Raw genomic sequence first — 17,606 nt, 5'->3', positions numbered from 1 at the left:
AACAGCCCCGCCTCGCGATGTGCTCGCAGTAGCCGCGCCTCCCCCGTGGCCGTAGGACCGTCCACACGCTCACCCCGACACCTCTTCGACGCCGCCCCCGGCGCACACGGCCCAGACGAGTTTCCCGACGCCAGGGCGGTCGCTCACACCCCAGCGTCCATCGGTGAGGGCATCGACCAGGGCCAAGCCGCGTCCGGACTCTTCGTCGGACAGCGCCTCCCGGCGTTCCGGCTTGTGGTCGTTGGCGTCGTGCACCTCGATGCGTACGCCGCTGTCCACGCGCTCGAAGCGCGTGGCGATCAGGCGTCCACGAGGCTCACGCGCGTGGTTGACACTGTTGGTCACCAGTTCCGAGACGATCAGTTCGGCGGTGTCCGTGAGGTGGGCCAGGTCCCAGGCGGCAAGGTGGTGGACCAGTAATCGCCGTGCCCTGCCCACCGAACGGGGACCGTGCGGCCACATCCTCACGACAACAGAAGAAGGCTCTTCGGCCACGGCTGCCGACATACGGGCGGTCACCCTGCGGTCTCCGAGGACGTAGGTGCGTGGTGTTCGGGTTCTGTCATGTCGGCGCTCCTGCGCGGGTGTCGGCCGTACCCCGGTGCCGCGACGGCGGAACGGGGTCCTCCCGGCCAGGATTACGGAGCGCTATGTGCTGCGACAGTGACGCAGCGTCCTACTTTCGGGACGCTAATCCGCGACGCCAAGGAACTCCGCCAACGACCGCAGGCCCGGCGGGTGATTGGGGAGCGCCCACAGATCCCGCACGATGGCCACCGCCAGGGTGTGGTGCTGCATCCACGTCGGCGCGACACGGCGCAGCGACTCAAGCGTCTTGACGGCCCCGGGGGCGTCCCCGACGTCCGAGTGCGCCCGAGCCACATCGAGAAGCAGCCACGTACGCCATGACGGTGGCGTGTCCTTCGACAGTCGCATGCCCTTGGCCAGGGCCAGGGCTTCCGCGGAATGCCCGTACTGGACGGCCAGGCGGACGCGTTCGATACGGACCGAGGACGGGCTGAAGACGCTGATCATGCGGTTGTCACTGCCGACCGGCAGCTTGGAGACGCGGCTCGCCTCCGCCTCGGCCGTCTCCATCATCACTGCCGCCTGCTCGTAATCCCCGCTCCGGGCAGCGGACGTGGCGGCGCTCATGATCAGCCCGCCCCACACCTTGAGCCCGTCGGCCGTGCCCGTACGACCCGCCTCCTTCATGTCGGCGGCGGCACGCAGTGCGATGGCCAGCGCGTCCTCCAGGCGGCCCTGGCGCTGATAGGTCCACGCCGTCGAGTTGACGATCATGGGCACGAGCAGTCGATCGGAGGACTTCTCCGCGGCCCCTATCGCGCGTTCCAGGCTTGTCAGGGCGAGGTCGGTCTTGCCCATGCGGACCGCGACGTGCCCGCCGAGTTGCAGCGCCTTGGCCAAGGCGGCGAACCCGGCTTCCCGGTCGTCCGAGCTGCCGGACACCGAGGCGGAACGCGCTTCCGAGATCAGGTCGGGAAGCGACTTCATCACTGTGTCGAACTCAGCCTCGTGATACTGCGTCCACGCGTCCGCGATCCGATCACGCAGCCCGCTCAGCGAAAAGTCCGGGCCGACGGGCTGCTGCGGCGACCCCCAGAGCACGGGCACGATCGCACGGCGGACGGCGACGAAACGGGGCCCGTCGCTCTCCCCCGAGGCGACCGCCGGCGGATCACCGAGAAGCGTCGTCAGCTCCACGCCCAGACCGTTCGCCAACGCGTGCAGCGTGGGGAGCCGCGCCGAATGCTTCCGCCGCTGTTCAAGCTGTCGGATGACGTCGACGGACACGTCCGAACGCTCCGCCAGTTCCTCCTGCGTGAGATCGGCCAGACGGCGCAGGCGCCGGAGCGTACGTCCCAGATCTTCGCTTGCCACGCCCTCACGGTACGCCCTGGCCCCGCTGCCCCCTGGTGGTGTCAGGGGGCCAGGCGTGCGCTGAGCGCGCAGTTTCCCGCGCCCCTGACGAAGACCTCACCCACCGCATGACGGCAAGGCTCGGGCCGCGTCACACCGGTTTGCGCCAGACGGAGATGTGTTTGGGTGAGTCCTGGCCGAAGGGCGCCCCCGTCCAATCGGCGACGCGTCGCTCCAGGGTGAGGCCGGCGATGCGGGCCATCAGGTCCAGTTCGGCCGGCCAGGCGTAGCGGTGGCGGGAGTTGTCGCGGCGGTAGTGGCCGTCGTCGCCCTCGCGGGTGAAGTGGTGCGAGACGAGGATCTGTTCGGCGAGGTCGAAGGTGTCGAAGCCGAGATGCCGTTCGGAGACGTCGAAGGGCACGGCGCTCTGTCCGGGCGGCAGGGAGCGGAGCGGCGGCACGCCCAGCTCGATGACGAACCGGCCGCCGGGTGCCAGATGGCGGGCGGCGTTACGGAAGCACTTGACCTGTTCGTCCTGCGTCAGCAGGTTGGAGATGGTGTTGTAGACGAGATAGACCAGGCTGAATTCGCCGGGCACGACGGTGGTGGCCATGTCGCCGATGGTCACGGGCAGCGTCGCCTCGTCCACTTTGCGCCGCAGGACCGCCGCCATGGGTTCGGACAACTCGATCCCGGCGACCGGCACGCCGCGTTCCCGCAAGGGGACGCCCACGCGTCCGGTGCCGATCGCGAACTCCAGCGCGCGGCCGTCACCGGCGAGGTCCGCGAGGAAGTCGAGGGTCGGGCCCAGCGCCTCGGCGGAGGAATTCTCGGCCTCCTCGGCGTCGTAGCGCTCGGCGTTGGCACGGGTCCACAGCTCGCTGCTGGTCATGGGCGGCCACTCTGCCCCGCGCCTGTCGCCGCGTCGACGCAATTTCCGCCGCCCCGGCGACGGGCGCGGGCCGCCGCACAAGTGCGCGCACGGGTATGGACGGGCGGCGAAAGGGCGCCGTAGTGTGCTCGGCGGCCCAGGAGGATCAGTGGGGGTCTTCTTGTCCGCGTTTTTGAAACGATTCACTCAGGAGAGCCATGCCGCACAACGAAGTGCAGGGACCGACACGGCGCGTACTCGTCACGACGGGTCTGGCGGCGGCGTTCGTCGCCGCGACGGAGGTGGGCGGCGGCCGGGCGGTCGCCGCGGAGCCGGGGGCTGGCGCCGGGCCGGACGGGGCGCCGGCGGTGCCTGCGGGCGCGTCGGTGCCGGCGGCGCGGCCGGGCGGAAAGGCGCCGTCGGGCGCTTGGGACGCGTTCAATCTGTCGCCCGCGTCCCGTACGGTGCGGCCCGTGGCGGTCTACACGCTGACCGGCACGGTGCGCGATCCCGAGGCGCTGGTGGGCAAGGGGCACGGGGCGGCGAAGGCCACCCGGATCACCGGCAAGGGGTCCTCGGTGACCTTCGACTTCGGCAAGGAGGTCGGCGGTTTCGTCACTCTCAGCTTCGGCCGGGACGGTGAAACGAATCAGACGATCGGCCTGACGTACGCCGAACTGTCCAACTTCGTCAGCGCCTCGTCGAGCGACGGCTCCAACGGTGGCAGCAACAACGAGCCCGCCGTGCAGTACGCGGTGACGCCCGGCGGCCGGATCAGCACGGACAAGGACACGCCCACGGCCGGCGCCGGGCCGACGGCGACGGCCCACCCGGCGTCCCAACTGCGCGGCGGCTTCCGCTACTTGACGGTGGTCAACGAGTCCGGCGGCGCGGTGGACCTCACCGATGTCTCGGTGCGGATCACCTTCGCGCCCAACGCCGCGGACCTGTCGGCGTACCCGAACTACTTCCACTGCGACGACGACCTGCTCACCCGGGTCTGGTACGCGGGCGCCTACACCGTGCAGACCAACATCATCGCCGCCGACCAGGGCCGGGTGTGGGGCCCGCCGGACCTCGGCTGGGACAACAGCGCCAAGGTCGGCGAGGTCGGTGACACCGTGCTGGTGGACGGCGCCAAGCGGGACCGTACGGTGTGGCCCGGCGACCTCGGCATCTCGGTGCTCACCGACTACGTGTCGCTCGGCGACCTGGTGACCGTGCGCAATTCGCTCCAGACCCTCTACAACCACCAGGCGGGCAACGGCGCGCTGCCGTACGCCGGTCCGGCCGTGAACTTCATCGGCAACTCGGACGCCTACCACCTGTGGACGCTCATCGGCACGGCGAGCTATGTGCAGCTCAGCGGTGACACGGCGTGGGCGCGGACGGCGTACGACGGTTTCAAGAAGGCGGTCGCGTACATCGTCGGGAAGATCGACGCCGCCGACGGGCTGCTCAGTGTGACGGGTTCGGCGGACTGGGCGCGCGGGGACTCCGACGGCAAGAATCTGGAGGCCAACGCGATCATGTACCGGGCGCTGGTGACCGCGGCCGGCCTGGCCGGGACGCTCGACGACGACGCGTCCGCGGACGACTGGACGGCGCGCGCCGCGAAGCTCAAGTCCGCGATAGAAAGCGGCGGTTACTGGGACGAGGCGATGGGCCTGTACCGGGACAAGCCGTCCGGCGGCGGCGCCTCGCTGTATCCGCAGGACGGCAACGCGCTGGCGGTGTGGTTCGGTCTGACGGACTCCGCGGACCGGGCGGCGGCCATCAGCCGGGCGCTGGCCTGGCGGTGGACGGCGGTCGGCGCGCTCACCCCGGAGAAGACCGCCTCCTCGGTGCACCCCTTCCCCGGCGGCATGGAGGTGCACGCGCACTTCGCGGCCGGGCAGGACGCGACGGCGCTGGAACTGATCCGCCGCGAGTGGGGCTACATGCTCAACGCGCCCACGGGGACGGCGAGTACGTTCTGGGAGGGCTACCGCACCGACGGCACCTCGGACTACTCCGGCTCGTACATGAGCGCCGCGCACGGCTGGTCGACCGGGCCGACCTCGGCGCTGACCTACCGCTTCCTGGGCATCGCCCCGAGCGGCGACACGGGTAGCGGCCACCGAGTGGAGCCGCACCCTGGTGAACAGCGGTTCGCGCAGGGGCAGTTGACCACCGCCAAGGGTGTGATCGGCGCCTCGTGGCAGCAGCGGGGCGGCGGCGACTTCGACCTCACGGTGAAGGCGCCCTCCGGCGCCGTGGACGAGATCGCCGTCCCGGTGGCGGATCCGCACGGCCAAGTCGTCCGCCTCGACGGCCGTGTGGTCTGGCAGCGGTCGGCCCGGCGCTCCGGGGTGACCTTCTCCGGCGGCTACGTACGGATCACCGGTGTGCAGGCCGGCACCCGCAAGGTGTCCGTGCGCCGCCACTGACGCACCGAGCGGCATCCGCGGCGCACGGTGCACCCCCCGGGACACCGTGCGCCGCGCCCACACCGCCATCGCGGATCGCAGCGTCCGCTCCCCCGCGAGGGAAACAGAAAGGTTCGACGCATGCCCATTCACGTCCGCAAACGCCGCGCCACGGCGGCGGCCGTCGCGGCCGGGACCGTCATGCTGGGTCTGCTGCCCGGCTCGGCCTTCGGCGCCGACGCGCAGCCGACCTCGCACCGCACGGCCGGCAATCCCTGGACGCAGGACGGCTACACGCCCCGGCCCGGCGACTGGCGGCCGTACGTCCTGGCCCCCACCGGTCATACGGTGACGCCGGCGCGCGTGCTGTCGGCGACCGCGCGCGGCGGGTCGATCCAGGGCGACCCCAAGGCCGTGCTCGGCAAGGGGCACCGGTCGGTCCGGCTGGTCAGTACCGGCGACCGCACCCAATCACCGCTGCTGGCCCTGGACTTCGGCAAGGACGTCGGCGGCCGGATCAGCATCAAAGTGGCGGGCGCGTCCAAGACGCCGCCCCGACTGCACGTGTGCTTCAGCGAGTCGCAGCAGTACGCGGCCACCGACCCCGGCGACAACAACGGCGAGGCCGCCCAGGCACCGGGCTGCGACACCGCCAACATCTGGAACGGCTACCCGGGCCAGCCGTACACCTATGACGCCGACAGCCACACCATCAGCCTCGACACGGCGAAGCTGCCCGCGACCCTGACGGACGGTCAGCTGCGCGGCGGATTCCGCTACGCGACGATCTTCCTCGACGGCCCCGGCTGGGTGGACCTCGGCGCGGTGTCGGTGGCGTTCGACGCGGCGCCGAAGCAGGCGTCACCGGCCGCGTACCAGGGCTGGTTCCTGTCCAGCGACGACGAGTTGAACAAGATCTGGTACGCGGGCGCCTACACCGTGCAGCTCGACACCTGGATGTCGGACACCGCCAAGAGCTGGCCGTACGCGGCGGGCGAGGGCGATCACGCGGACAGCCAGGTGCCGTACGCCGATCCGACGAAGGAGGTCATCTTCGACGGCGCCAAGCGCGACCGCATCGTGTGGCAGGGCGACCTCGCCGTACAGGCCCCGGTGACCTACCTCAGCACCAACGACACGGACGCGGTGGACAATTCGCTGTCCTCGCTGGCGGCGCAGCAGCTGCCGGACGGCTACATGCCGGGCGAGAGCCTGGTCGGCCCGCACAATCAGGACGAGATCCGCACCTACGGCGAGTACGTGACGTGGTTCGTCTACAACCAGTACCAGCACTGGCTCTACACCGGTGACCGCGGTTATCTCGACCGGTGGTGGCCCGCGCTGACGAAGGCCACCGCGTGGCTGGAGTCGGTGCGCGCCCAGGACCCGCAGGGTCTGATCTCCTTCGGCGCCGTCAACTCCTGCGGGCACTACGGCTACAGCGACTGCGGGCACGAGACGTATGTCAACGCGCTGTACGCGCGCAATCTCCAGGAGATGGCGGCGATGGCGACCGCCCGGCACGACGGCTCCGCCGCCGGCACTTACGCCACGCGCGCGACCGCGGTCAAGGACGCGATCAACGAGCAGCTGTGGGACCCGGCGGTCGGCGCGTACCGGCTGTCGCGGGAGATCCCGAACGCCTATCCGCAGGACGCCAACGCGGCGGCGGCCCTCACCGGCGTCGCCGACCAGCGGCGGGCGAGCAGCGCGATGGACTATCTGCGCAGGACCAGTTGGAGCACCTACGGCGCGCTGACCGTGGCGCCGAGCACGCCCAACGCCTCGATCTCGCCCTTCTACGAGCCGCTGCCCAGCGGCTTCGAGGCGAGCGCGCGGCTGGGCCTGGCCGACGCGAGCGGTGCGCAGCAGACCGGCGGCCTGGATCTGATCCGGACCTTCTGGGGCTACCAGTTGGCGCAGGACCCGGGCGGCACCTTCTGGGAGAAGGCCAACCTCCAGGGGCAGCCGGGCATTTCGCAGTTCACCAGCCTCGCGCACGGCTGGGCGTCGGGCCCGACGGTCAGCCTGACCAATCAGGTCCTGGGTGTCACGCCGACCGGCGCCGGCTTCTCCTCGTACGACATCGTGCCGACGCCCGGCGACCTCACGTGGGCGCAGGGCAAGGTGCCGACCCCGCACGGGGCGATCGGCGCGTCGTGGCGGGTCGACGGCCGCGGCTTCACGCTGAGCACCGACGCGCCGCGCGGCACCACGGGACGGCTCGCGGTGCCGACCGGCGGCGCGAAGGTGCGGGTCACCCTCGACGGGCGGACGGTCTGGGACGGCACGAAGGCGGTCGGCCACGCCCGCGTCAGCGGTGACGGACGGTACGTGTACGTGAGCGGGGTGGGCGCGGGGCACCACACGCTGGCCACCCACAGGCGGTAGCACCGGCGAGGAGGACGCCACGGACACGCCGAACGGCCCGCGAGCGGTGGGGAGACCGCTCGCGGGCCGTTCGCCTTCGTCAGGCCGTGTACGTACGGGTCCGCCGTTACTCCTCCTCCGTCCCGCCGCCCGCGGATCCGCCGGGCAGCCGTTCGCGGATGGTGTCCATCACCGTGGAGTCGGTCAGCGTCGTCACATCGCCGAGGTCGCGGTGCTCCGCGATGTCCCGCAGCAGCCGGCGCATGATCTTGCCGGAGCGGGTCTTGGGCAGCTCCGCGACGACCAGGATCTGCCGGGGCCGGGCGATCGGCCCGATCTCCTTGCTGACGTGCGCCCGCAGTTGCCGGGCCACGTCGTCGCCGCCCGCCTCCTCGGCGGCCTTCTCGCCCTCGGCACGCAGGATCACGAAGGCGACGATGCCCTGGCCCGTCGTCGCGTCGGTGGCGCCGACCACGGCGGCCTCGGCGACCAGCGGGTGGGAGACCAGCGCGGACTCCACCTCGGTGGTGGAGATCCGGTGCCCGGACACGTTCATCACGTCGTCGACCCGGCCGAGCAGCCAGATGTCGCCGTCCTCGTCCTTCTTGGCGCCGTCGCCCGCGAAGTACCAGCCGGGGAAGCGCGACCAGTAGGTGTCGATGTAGCGCTGCTCGTCGCCCCAGATGGTGCGCAGCATGCCGGGCCACGGCTGGGTCAGCACCAGATAGCCGCCGGAGCCGTTGGGCACCGGGCGGCCGGTGTCGTCCACGACCTCCGCCGCGATACCGGGCAGCGGCCGCAGCGCGGAGCCCGGCTTGCAGGTGCTGACGCCGGGCAGCGGGCTGATCATCTGGGCGCCGGTCTCGGTCTGCCACCAGGTGTCGACCACCGGGCAGCGGTCGCCGCCGATGGCGTGCCGGTACCACATCCACGCCTCGGGGTTGATCGGCTCGCCGACCGAGCCGAGCAGCCGCAGCGACGTCAGGTCGTACTGGCCGGGGATCGTGTCGCCCCACTTCATGAAGGTGCGGATCGCGGTGGGCGCGCAGTACAGGGTCGTCACGTTGTACTTCTCGACGATCTCCCACCAGCGGCCCTGGTGCGGGGTGTCGGGGGTGCCCTCGTAGAGCACCGAGGTGACGCCGTTGGCGAGCGGGCCGTAGACGATGTACGAGTGGCCGGTGACCCAGCCGATGTCGGCGGCCGTCCAGTACACGTCCTGGTCGGGTTTGACGTCGAAGACCGCCCAGTGCGTCCAGGCGGCCTGGGTGAGGTAGCCGCCGGTGGTGTGCAGGATGCCCTTGGGCCGGGCCGTGGTGCCCGAGGTGTACATGATGTAGAGCGGGTGCTCGCTGTCGAACGCCTCGGCCTCGTGCGCGGGGTCCTGCGCGTCCACCAGGTCGTGCCACCACACGTCCCGGCCCTCGGTCCAGCCGACGTCCTGTCCCGTACGGCGGACCACCAGCACGCTGCGGACGTCGGGGCAACCCTCGAGCGCCTCGTCCACGGCGGGCTTGAGCGCGGAAGGGGCGCCCTTGCGGTAGCCGCCGTCCGCGGTGACCACCACGCGCGCGTCGCAGTCCAGGATCCGGCCGCGCAGCGCGTCGGCGGAGAAGCCGCCGAAGACCACGGTGTGCGGGGCGCCGATCCGGGCGCAGGCGAGCATCGCCACGACCGTCTCGGGGATCATCGGCATGTACAGCGCGACCCGGTCGCCCGCCTGAACGCCCAGGGACAGCAGGGCGTTGGCGGCGCGGCAGACCTGGTCCTTCAGATCGGCGTAGGTGAGGGTGCGGGTGTCGCCGGGCTCGCCCTCCCAGTGGAAGGCGACGCGGTCGCCGAGCCCGGCCCTTACGTGCCGGTCCACGCAGTTGTCGGCCACATTGAGCCGGCCGCCGGTGAACCAGCGGGCGAAGGGCGCCCCGCTCCAGTCGCGCACCTGGGTCCACGGCCGCGCCCAGTCCAGCCGGTGCGCCGCCGCGGCCCAGAACGCCTCGGGGTCGGCCGCGGCCTCCTCGTACGCGGCGGCGGTGACATTGGCGTGCGCGGCCAGTTCGGGCGGGGGCGGGAAGCGCCGCTCCTCTCTGAGCAGATTGGAGAGGGTCTCCTCGCTCATGAGTGGGCCTCTTCCACCGGCCCGGCCCGGCGGGCGCCGATCAGCGGGAAGACCGGGACGACGGCGCGCTTCCAGGTGCTGTTGGCGACGACGGCGAAGGAGGCGTACCAGGCGAGGACCGCGGTCACCAGGCCGAGCCAGCCGCCGACCTTGGTGATGCCGACGCTGGTGTCGAACTCGGCGACGGTCAGCACGATGAAGGTCGCCGACAGGGCCACGAAGACCGCGAAGAGCGCCGCGTTGGTGCGCAGGGCGGCGACCGTCATGTAGACGGTGAAGATCGCCCAGATCAGCAGGTAGAGGCCGGTGGCCTGGTTGGCGGTGTCCGGCGGGAGGTCGCCGACGACGAATTTCACATAGGCGGCGTAGGACAGCCAGAAGGCGCCGTAGGAGCCGAAGGCGGTGGCGCCGAAGGTGTTGCCCTTCTTGAACTCCCACATTCCGGCGAGGAGTTGGACGAGCCCTCCGTAGAACAGCGCGAGCGGCAGTACCACCGTGAGCAGATTCTGGTCGATCAGGTGTGCGTTGAAGGAACTGAGGACGAAGGTGGTGGCGGCGAATCCGGCGAGGCCGAGCGGCCCGGGGTCCGCGGTGGTGTCCGGTGCCGGCCGGTCGGTCGTGGCGGGGGTGCTCATCAGAGGGATCCCTCCTCGTCGAGGAACAGCGGCGGGCGGACGGCCTGCCCTGTGGGCCGTCCGGGGCCCGCATCCACGCTAGGAAGGGCGCCGACAAGCGGCCAGCGCCGTGCACCGGGCGTCGCCCAGCGGTCGGGTCGGGGCGGCGGACGGTCCCGGCGGTACGCCGAACGGTCCGTCAGACGCGGTGAACGGGGACGCCCGGGCGGCCGGGTTCCGGCTGGGCGCCGACCTCTTCCGGCAGGTGCATCCGCAGCATGACGCGGTCCACGGCCGCGGCCGAGATGCGCCCGCGGGTCAGCAGCGAGCCGGTGACCATGACCGCGAAGGCGATCGGCACCGTCCAGGCGGCGGGCTGTTCGAGCAGCGCGGCGCTCCAGCCGCCGCCGGTGCCGCGCACACTGGTGAGCACCACCGCGACGGCCGCGAGGCCGCCCCCGGCGACCAGGCCGAGCAGCGCGCCCAGATCGGTCAGACCGCGCCACCAGATGCCGAGCACCAGCAGTGGGCAGAAGGAGGACGCGGCGACGGCGAAAGCCAGGCCGATGGCGTCGGCCACCGGCAGTCCGGGGGTGGCGACCGTCATCACCAGCGGCGGTACGGCCGCGGCCAGCGACGCCCAGCGAAAACCCCGGGTCGAGCCGCGCAGCAGGTCCTGTGAGACGACCCCGGCCACCGACACGGTCAGCCCGGAGGCGGTGGACACGAAGGCCGCGAAGGCGCCCGCGGTGGCCAGTGCGCCCAGCAGCCGCCCGGCCTCGCCGCCTTGCGTGATCTGCGGCAGCACCAGCACCGCGGTGTCGGTCTGCCCGGTGAGCAGCAGTTGGGGCGCGAAGATCCGGCCGAGCGCCCCGTAGACCGGCGGCAGCAGGTAGAAGCCGCTGAGCAGGATGAGGACGAGCAGGGTGGTGCGGCGGGCGGCCCGCCCGTCGGGGTTGGTGTAGAAGCGGACGAGGACGTGCGGCAGTCCCATCGTGCCGAGGAAAGTGGCAAGCAGGACGGAGTAGACCGCGTACAGCGGGTGCCCCCGCCCGCCCGCGCCGGACAGCGGGCTGGCCCACCTCGCCCCGGTGGCCGGCTCCGTGCCTGCCTTGTGCGGTACGGGCACCCCTTCGGGGAAGGTCAGCGTGCTGCCCGCCGCCGCAGTGTGCGCACCGGCCACCAGCCGTACGCGCACGAGCCGTTGGCCGCCGCCGGGCGCGTGCTCCATGCCGTACGAGGTGCCGTCGAGGCCGCCGCTGACGGTGATCGTGACGGGCGCCGTGACGTCGAAGGTGACACGCTGGTCGATGTCGACGGCGGTGGTACGGGGGAAGCGCGGCACGTCGGGTGCGGTGAGCGAGGGTGTGCCCGCCGAGCGCCACGCCAGGACGAGGAAGACGGCGGGCACGGCGATGGCCGTGAGCTTCAGCCAGAAGTGGAAGCCCTGGACGAGGGTGACGCTGCGCATGCCGCCCGCCGCCGAGACCCCGGTGACGGCCGCGGCCACGACCACGGCGCCGGCCCAGCGCGGCGCGCCGGTCACCGTCTCCAGGGTGAGGCCCGCGCCCTGCAACTGCGGGACGAGGTACAGCCAGGCGATGACGGCGACGAAGACGCTCGCCACTTTCCGTACGGCGGTGGAGCCGAGCCGCTCCTCCGCGAAGTCCGGGAGCGTGTAGGCGCCGGAGCGGCGCAGGGGGGCGGCGACGAGCAGCAGCAGGACCAGATATCCGGCGGTGTAGCCGACCGGGTAGGCGAGCATGTCGACGCCGTACGCCATGAGCAGGCCCGCGACGCCGAGGAAGGAGGCCGCCGACAGGTATTCGCCGCCGATCGCCGAGGCGTTCCACAGCGGGGAGACCTCCCGGGAGGCGACGTAGAAGTCCGAGGTGGCCCGGGACAGCCGCAGGCCGTACACCCCGACCGCGACGGTCGCCACGAGGACGACGGCGAGGGCGGTGAAGCCGAGCGCCGGATTCATCCGGCCCCCGGGCCCGGGGCGTCGCCCGTCGCGGTCCCGTCGTGGGCCGGACCCGCCCCGGACCCTGGGGCGTTGAGCAGTTCGGTGAAGTCCCGCTCGACGCGCTCGGCGTACCGTACGTGGAACCAGGCCGCGCCCACCAGCAGCGGATAGGCGACGACGCCCAGCAGCAACCAGGCCAGGCGGACCCCGAGGACGTCCACGGTGCGCAGCCCGGGCGCGAGCGCGAAGGCGGCGGGCAGCCCGCCGAGCACCACCGTCAGTACGGTCAACACACCGAGCGACAGCCGCAGTTGGTCCCTGACCAGGGAGCGGACGTAGACCTGGCCGAGCCGAGGCTGCGCGTGCAGGTCCTCGGCGCGGGCCCGCGCGGACCAGCCGCCGGTGCGGTTGCGGCGCGGCGCGGTGACGGCGATCCGGCGCGGCGGCTGCGTACTACTCATGACGGCTCCCCGCCCGGTGCGGGCGACCACTGTGTCAGCAGGTCCCGCAGCTCCCTGGAGTGGCGCCGGCTGACCGGGAGTTCGCGGCCCGCGACCCGGACCGTCCAGTGCCCGGCGCCCGAGCGCAGCTCCTCGACATGGCGCAGCGAGACCAGATAGCCGCGGTGGATGCGCAGGAAGCCGTGCGCGGCCCAGCGGTCCTCCAGTACCGCGAGCGCGATCCGGACCAGCGGGGTGTGCCCGCCGGCGTGCAGCCGTACGTAGTCGCCCTGCGCCTCGGCGTACGCCACGTCCTCGCGGCGGATGAAGCGGGTGACACCGCCGAGGTCGACCGGGATGCGTTCGGCGGACAGGCCCGCCGGCGCCGGTCCGGCCGGCAGGGGCGTGCCCGCGCCGAAGCCGACCGCCGGGCCCGCGGCGGTCGCGGGCGCACCGCCCTCGATGACCGCGGCCACCCGCCGCACCGCCTCGGCCAGCCGCTCGCGGCCGACCGGTTTGAGGAGGTAGTCGCAGGCTTTGAGGGCGAAGGCGTCCACGGCGAAGTCCTCGTAGGCGGTGACGAAGACGACGGCGGGCGGGCGGGCGAAGCGGCCGAGTACCCGCACCAGGTCCAGGCCGTCCAGGCCCGGCATGCGGATGTCGAGGAAGACGGCCTCGACCGAACCGTCCTCCAGCAGCCGCAGCGCCTCGTCGCTGCTGCCCGCCGCGAGCACCCGGCCCACCCGCCGGTCGCCGCGCAGCAGATACGTCAGGTCCTCCAGGGCGGGCGGTTCGTCGTCGACGGCCAGGACTTGCAGCGGCTTCACGATGCGCGCACTCCGTTCCGGTACTTGGGCACCCGGACGTTGACCTTCGTCCCGGCGCCCGGTGCGGTCTCCACGACCAGGCCGTACTCGTCGCCGAACACCGCGCGCAGCCGTTCGTCGACATTGCCCAGGCCCAGCGAGTCGCCGTCGTCCTCTCCGGCGAGCCGCATCCTGACGTCCTCCGGGTCCATGCCCACCCCGTCGTCCTCCACACTGATCCGGCACTCGGCGCCGGTGTCCTCGGCCCTGATGGTGATGCGGCCGGGCGTCTGCTTGGGGCCGAGCCCGTGGCGCACGGCGTTCTCGACGATCGGCTGGAGGCAGAGGAACGGCACGGCGACCGGCAGCACTTCGGGCGCGATCAGCAGGTCGACGCGCAGCCGGGCGCCGAACCGGGCCCGTTCCAGGCGCAGATAGCGGTCGACCGAGCGCAACTCCTCGGCGAGCGTGCTGAACTGGCCGTGCCTGCGCAGGCTGTAGCGGGTCAGTTCGGCGAATTCCAGCAGCAGTTCGCGGGCCTGGTCGGGGTCGGTGCGGACGAAGGAGGCGATGGCGGTGAGCGAGTTGTAGACGAAGTGCGGGGAGATCTGGGCGCGCAGCGCCCGCAGTTCGGCCTCGATCATCCGGGTGCGGGAGCGGTCCAGCTCGGCGAGTTCGAGCTGCGAGATCATCCAGTGCGCGACTTCGCCGGCGGCCCTGACCAGACCGGCGGAGACCTGGCGCGCGTACACCGACAGCGCGCCGACGACGAGCCCGTCCACCATCAGCGGGACGACGACGGCGCTGCGGACCGGGCAGCGGTCGTCACCGCAGTGGATCTCCTCGGCGGGCACCACCCAGGGCCGCCCGGCGTCCGTCGCGTCCTTGGCGTGCGCCACCGCCTGCGCCGCGTGCCTGCGGCCCGGTCCCTCCCAGGCCAGCAGTTCGCCGTCGCCGATCACGGCCAGCGCGGGGGTGCCGAGCAGCTCCCGCAGGTGGCGGGCCGCGCGGCGGGCGGATTCCGGGTCGAGGCCGTCGCGCAGCGGGGGCGCGGCGAGCGACGCGGAGTGCAGGGTGGCGTAGGCGGCCCGGTCGGCGGGGGTGCCGAAGCCCCGGCGCCCGCGGACCAGCCAGAACAGTGCCGCCGCGGCGCCCGCGACCACCAGCGCGACCGACACCACGGTGATCACCGACCCCATGCCTGGCATTATCGCGACGCGCGGCGGCCCGAGACAGGTGCTGTCGGAAGATTTCGGAAGCTTCCGCGACCCTTTCGCACACCCTCCACTCCCTGCCCCGCTTCCCCGCCCCGGGCCCAGGCTTGGCCCGCGCTTTACGCGGGGCCTGCAACCGCCGTGGTCGGGCAGGGGTCTGTAGTGGACGTAGGTTGGGAACAGGACACGGTTGTCCGTCAGGACGCAGTCGGTGTTCAGGGATATGAGCGGAGCAGGGTGATGACGCGGTTCAGGGGCAGCTTGGGCATCTCGCTGGCGGCCGGCGCGATACTCGTGGGCACGAGCGCGTGCGGTGGCCACGACGGCCATGACGCCGCGTCGTCGGCCGGCGACGGAAAGCCGTCGGCCTCGGCGTCGGTGCAGCCGAGCGCGAAGCCCTCACCGACGAAGCCGACCCCCAAGGGTCCGCCGATGCTGCTCAACACGATCACCCCGATGGACAAGAGCACGGTCGGGGTGGCCATGCCGGTCTCGGTGATCTTCACCGACCCGGTGGCGACCTCGGCCCGGGCCAACATCGAGAAGCACATCAAGATCGCCACGTCGGTGCCGACCACCGGCGCCTGGCACTGGTTCAGCAGCACCCGGGTCGACTTCCGGCCCGAGACGTACTGGAAGCCCGGTACGCAGGTCACGGTCGACGCCGAGATGACCGATGTGCCCAACGGCAACGGCCGGTACGGCACGCACGGCTACCACCACGCCTTCACCATCGGCGACGACAACGAGACGACGGTCTCGGTGCCGGGCCACAGCATGAAGGTCACGCACAACGGCAAGGTGGTCAAGACGCTGCCGATCGACGCGGGCAGCTCCGACTGGCCGTCCTGGGACGGCACGATGGCCGTCATCGACAAGGCCGCCAAGGTCCACATGACCTCGTGCAGTGTCGGGATCAGCTGCGACAAGAAGGACAAGGACTACTACGACCTGACGCTGCCGTGGGACGTGCACCTGACGAATTCGGGCACGTACATCCACTACTCGGACGGCGACCCGTACCCGGGCCACAGCGTCGGCTCGCACGGCTGCGTGCACCTGTCGCTGGCGGACGCCAAGTGGTACTACAACTTCGTCAAGCAGGGCGACCCCGTGACCATCACCGGCTCCCCGCGCGGCAAGGCCGCCGGTGACAACGGCTACGCCGACTTCAATCTGTCCTGGTCGCAGTGGCTGCAGAACAGCGGCAGCGGTCAGATCACGACGGCGACCGCCTGATCCCTTCCGGTACCGCGCAGGGACGGCCGGGCCGGCCGGCGGAATCGATCCGCCCCGGTCCGCCCGGTCAGCTCTGCGCGGTCGGGCGGACGACGATCTCACCGACGTCGACCCCGGCCGGCTGCTCGATCGCGAAGGCGATCGCGCGGGCGACGGCCGCCGGCGGCATCGCCCCGTCCACGCCCGCGGCGGCGACGTAGGCGCGCACCTCGGCATTGGTGAGCGTCATCCCGGGTGAGATCACCGTCACCCGCAGCTTGTCCCCCGCTTCCTGGCGCAGCCCTTCGGAAATGGCGCGGACGGCCATTTTGGTGCCCGAATAGACGGACTGCCGGGGCACGATACGGTGCGCGGCCGTGGACGCGGTGTGCACGAAATGGCCGGAGCCCTGCGCACGGAAGACCGGCAGCGCGGCGGCGATGCCGTAGAGCACGCCTTTCACATTCACGTCGATCATGTCCTCCCAGTCCTCGACGCGCAGCTCGTCCAGGAGCGAGATCGGCATCACCCCGGCATTGCTCACCATGACGTCGAGCCGTCCGAAGCGTGTCGTCGCCAGGCCGACGAGCGCCGCGACATCGGCGCGTTCGCGCACGTCGGTGACGCGGTGGGCGACCTCGCCGCCCGCTTTTTCGATACGCGCCGCGAGATCCGCGAGTTTCTCCGCGCCGCGGGCGCCGAGGACGACTTTCGCGCCGCGTCCGGCGAGCAGCAGCGCGGTGGCCTCGCCGATTCCGCTGCTGGCCCCGGTGATGACGACGACTTTTCCCTCGATGGCGTCGGGTCCGGCGACGGCGGTGTCGGCGATGGCGTCGGGGCCGGTTCGCTCGGTGTCCTTGATTTCCGGCATGGCTTTTCCGTTCCTGTCAATGTAAGAGGGCTATCACCACGGTACGGTAAGAGGGCTATCACGTCCAGCGCGTCAGGAGGCGGCCCATGCCGGAGCACCCACGGCCGGAGCCCTCGGGCGGCGGCCGGGGCCGCCGCTACCACCACGGCGAATTGCGGGCGGCGCTGATCGAGACAAGCTTCGATCTGCTGGCCGAGTCGGGCCCCGCCGCCTTCTCGGTCGCCCAGGTCGCCCGCAGGCTCGGGGTGAGCACCGCGGCGCCCTACCGGCACTTCCCCGACCGCGACCATCTGATGGCGGCGGTCGCGGCGCGGGCGGCGGGCGAGCTGGCCGGACGGCTGCGGCAGGCCGCACAGGACGCCGGACCCGATCCGGTCGAACGCTTCGCCGCGACCGCCGGGGCGTATGTGCGCTTCGTCGGCGCCCGCGGCGCCGGCTTCGACGTGATCTTCGCGCGCGACCTGGAGCCGCTCCAGGACCGCGACCTCGCCGAGGCGGGCCGCGCGCTGATGGACCTGCTGCTCGACCTGGCCCGGCAGGCGCTCGGCACCGGCCTCGGCACCGACAGCCCGCAGGCGGCGCTGACCCTGCTGGAACAGCACGTGACGGCCGCCCACGGCTACGCCACTCTGCACTCCGGCGGCCTCTTCAGCCGCGTCGGCAGCCGCGAGGGGATCGACGGCACCGCGGATCTCGCGACGGCGGCGAGCCGCGCCCTGGTCCGCGGCGCCCCGGCGGACTCCGGCGGCTGATCGCGCCCGCCGCCGCGCGGCGCACAAGCGCCGGCGCGCCGGCACCCCGCCACCGGGCCCGCGCAGAAATCGCTGTCGC

14 protein-coding genes are annotated in these 17,606 nt (G+C 72.0%); 4 read left to right on the top strand and 10 right to left on the bottom strand.

The features are described 5' to 3' along the window. Nucleotides 1-69: 69 nt before the first annotated feature. From BM076_RS02240 to BM076_RS02230, 3 genes are all read right to left on the bottom strand, one after another. On the bottom strand, nucleotides 70-507 hold the full coding sequence (locus tag BM076_RS02240; RefSeq protein ID WP_093711569.1) for an ATP-binding protein: 438 nt from the start codon (nucleotides 505-507) through the stop codon (nucleotides 70-72). A 183-nt stretch (nucleotides 508-690) separates the two neighbouring features. Next, nucleotides 691-1,902: a helix-turn-helix domain-containing protein gene (locus BM076_RS02235; protein ID WP_093711568.1), complete on the bottom strand. Its 1,212-nt coding sequence runs from the start codon at nucleotides 1,900-1,902 to the stop codon at nucleotides 691-693. A 130-nt stretch (nucleotides 1,903-2,032) separates the two neighbouring features. Beyond that, the gene (locus tag BM076_RS02230) at nucleotides 2,033-2,773 is read right to left on the bottom strand and encodes a class I SAM-dependent DNA methyltransferase (protein ID WP_093711567.1); all 741 of its coding nucleotides are present in this window, start codon (nucleotides 2,771-2,773) and stop codon (nucleotides 2,033-2,035) included. A 197-nt stretch (nucleotides 2,774-2,970) separates the two neighbouring features. Here BM076_RS02230 and BM076_RS02225 point away from each other — a divergent pair, with 197 nt between their 5' ends. Both BM076_RS02225 and BM076_RS02220 read left to right on the top strand, forming a co-directional pair. Further along, on the top strand, nucleotides 2,971-5,181 hold the full coding sequence (locus BM076_RS02225; RefSeq protein ID WP_093711566.1) for an alpha-L-rhamnosidase-related protein: 2,211 nt from the start codon (nucleotides 2,971-2,973) through the stop codon (nucleotides 5,179-5,181). Between the two features lie 120 nt (nucleotides 5,182-5,301). Next, entirely contained in the window at nucleotides 5,302-7,551 is a 2,250-nt protein-coding gene (locus tag BM076_RS02220) for an alpha-L-rhamnosidase-related protein (RefSeq protein ID WP_093711565.1), read from the top strand. A gap of 106 nt (nucleotides 7,552-7,657) precedes the next feature. Here the strand turns inward: BM076_RS02220 and acs are convergent, their stop codons facing one another. The 6 genes from acs to BM076_RS02190 all read right to left on the bottom strand — a co-directional run bounded on the left by acs (nucleotide 7,658) and on the right by BM076_RS02190 (nucleotide 14,680). Then, nucleotides 7,658-9,646, bottom strand: coding sequence for an acetate--CoA ligase (acs, locus tag BM076_RS02215; protein WP_093711564.1), 1,989 nt, complete (start codon nucleotides 9,644-9,646; stop codon nucleotides 7,658-7,660). After that, nucleotides 9,643-10,281 carry an acetate uptake transporter gene (locus tag BM076_RS02210; RefSeq protein WP_093711563.1) on the bottom strand — a complete coding sequence of 213 codons (639 nt, stop codon included), beginning with the start codon at nucleotides 10,279-10,281 and terminating at the stop codon, nucleotides 9,643-9,645. The genes acs and BM076_RS02210 overlap by 4 nt, the downstream gene beginning before the upstream one ends. Nucleotides 10,282-10,459: 178 nt before the next feature. After that, on the bottom strand, nucleotides 10,460-12,244 hold the full coding sequence (locus BM076_RS02205; protein WP_093711562.1) for a sodium/solute symporter: 1,785 nt from the start codon (nucleotides 12,242-12,244) through the stop codon (nucleotides 10,460-10,462). Continuing rightward, nucleotides 12,241-12,687 carry a hypothetical protein gene (locus BM076_RS02200; protein WP_143120502.1) on the bottom strand — a complete coding sequence of 149 codons (447 nt, stop codon included), beginning with the start codon at nucleotides 12,685-12,687 and terminating at the stop codon, nucleotides 12,241-12,243. The genes BM076_RS02205 and BM076_RS02200 overlap by 4 nt, the downstream gene beginning before the upstream one ends. Continuing rightward, nucleotides 12,684-13,493 carry a LytR/AlgR family response regulator transcription factor gene (locus tag BM076_RS02195; RefSeq protein ID WP_093711561.1) on the bottom strand — a complete coding sequence of 270 codons (810 nt, stop codon included), beginning with the start codon at nucleotides 13,491-13,493 and terminating at the stop codon, nucleotides 12,684-12,686. The genes BM076_RS02200 and BM076_RS02195 overlap by 4 nt, the downstream gene beginning before the upstream one ends. After that, entirely contained in the window at nucleotides 13,490-14,680 is a 1,191-nt protein-coding gene (locus BM076_RS02190) for a sensor histidine kinase (protein ID WP_218160025.1), read from the bottom strand. Before BM076_RS02190 ends, BM076_RS02195 begins: the two co-directional genes overlap by 4 nt. Before the next feature lie 246 nt (nucleotides 14,681-14,926). On the opposite strand from BM076_RS02190, the gene BM076_RS02185 reads away from it, so the two are divergent. Further along, the gene (locus BM076_RS02185; RefSeq protein WP_093711559.1) at nucleotides 14,927-15,925 is read left to right on the top strand and encodes a L,D-transpeptidase; all 999 of its coding nucleotides are present in this window, start codon (nucleotides 14,927-14,929) and stop codon (nucleotides 15,923-15,925) included. Nucleotides 15,926-15,992: 67 nt separating this feature from the next. Here BM076_RS02185 and BM076_RS02180 read toward each other — a convergent pair whose 3' ends face one another. Further along, on the bottom strand, nucleotides 15,993-16,775 hold the full coding sequence (locus BM076_RS02180) for an SDR family oxidoreductase (protein ID WP_093711558.1): 783 nt from the start codon (nucleotides 16,773-16,775) through the stop codon (nucleotides 15,993-15,995). A gap of 86 nt (nucleotides 16,776-16,861) precedes the next feature. Here BM076_RS02180 and BM076_RS02175 point away from each other — a divergent pair, with 86 nt between their 5' ends. Then, nucleotides 16,862-17,527, top strand: a complete 666-nt coding sequence (locus BM076_RS02175) for a TetR/AcrR family transcriptional regulator (protein ID WP_093711557.1) — start codon at nucleotides 16,862-16,864, stop codon at nucleotides 17,525-17,527. Nucleotides 17,528-17,606 lie beyond the last annotated feature (79 nt).

This window comes from Actinacidiphila alni, assembly GCF_900112845.1.
Classification (GTDB): Bacteria; Actinomycetota; Actinomycetes; order Streptomycetales; family Streptomycetaceae; genus Actinacidiphila; species Actinacidiphila alni.
This window is presented reverse-complemented; position numbering and strand designations above follow the sequence as displayed.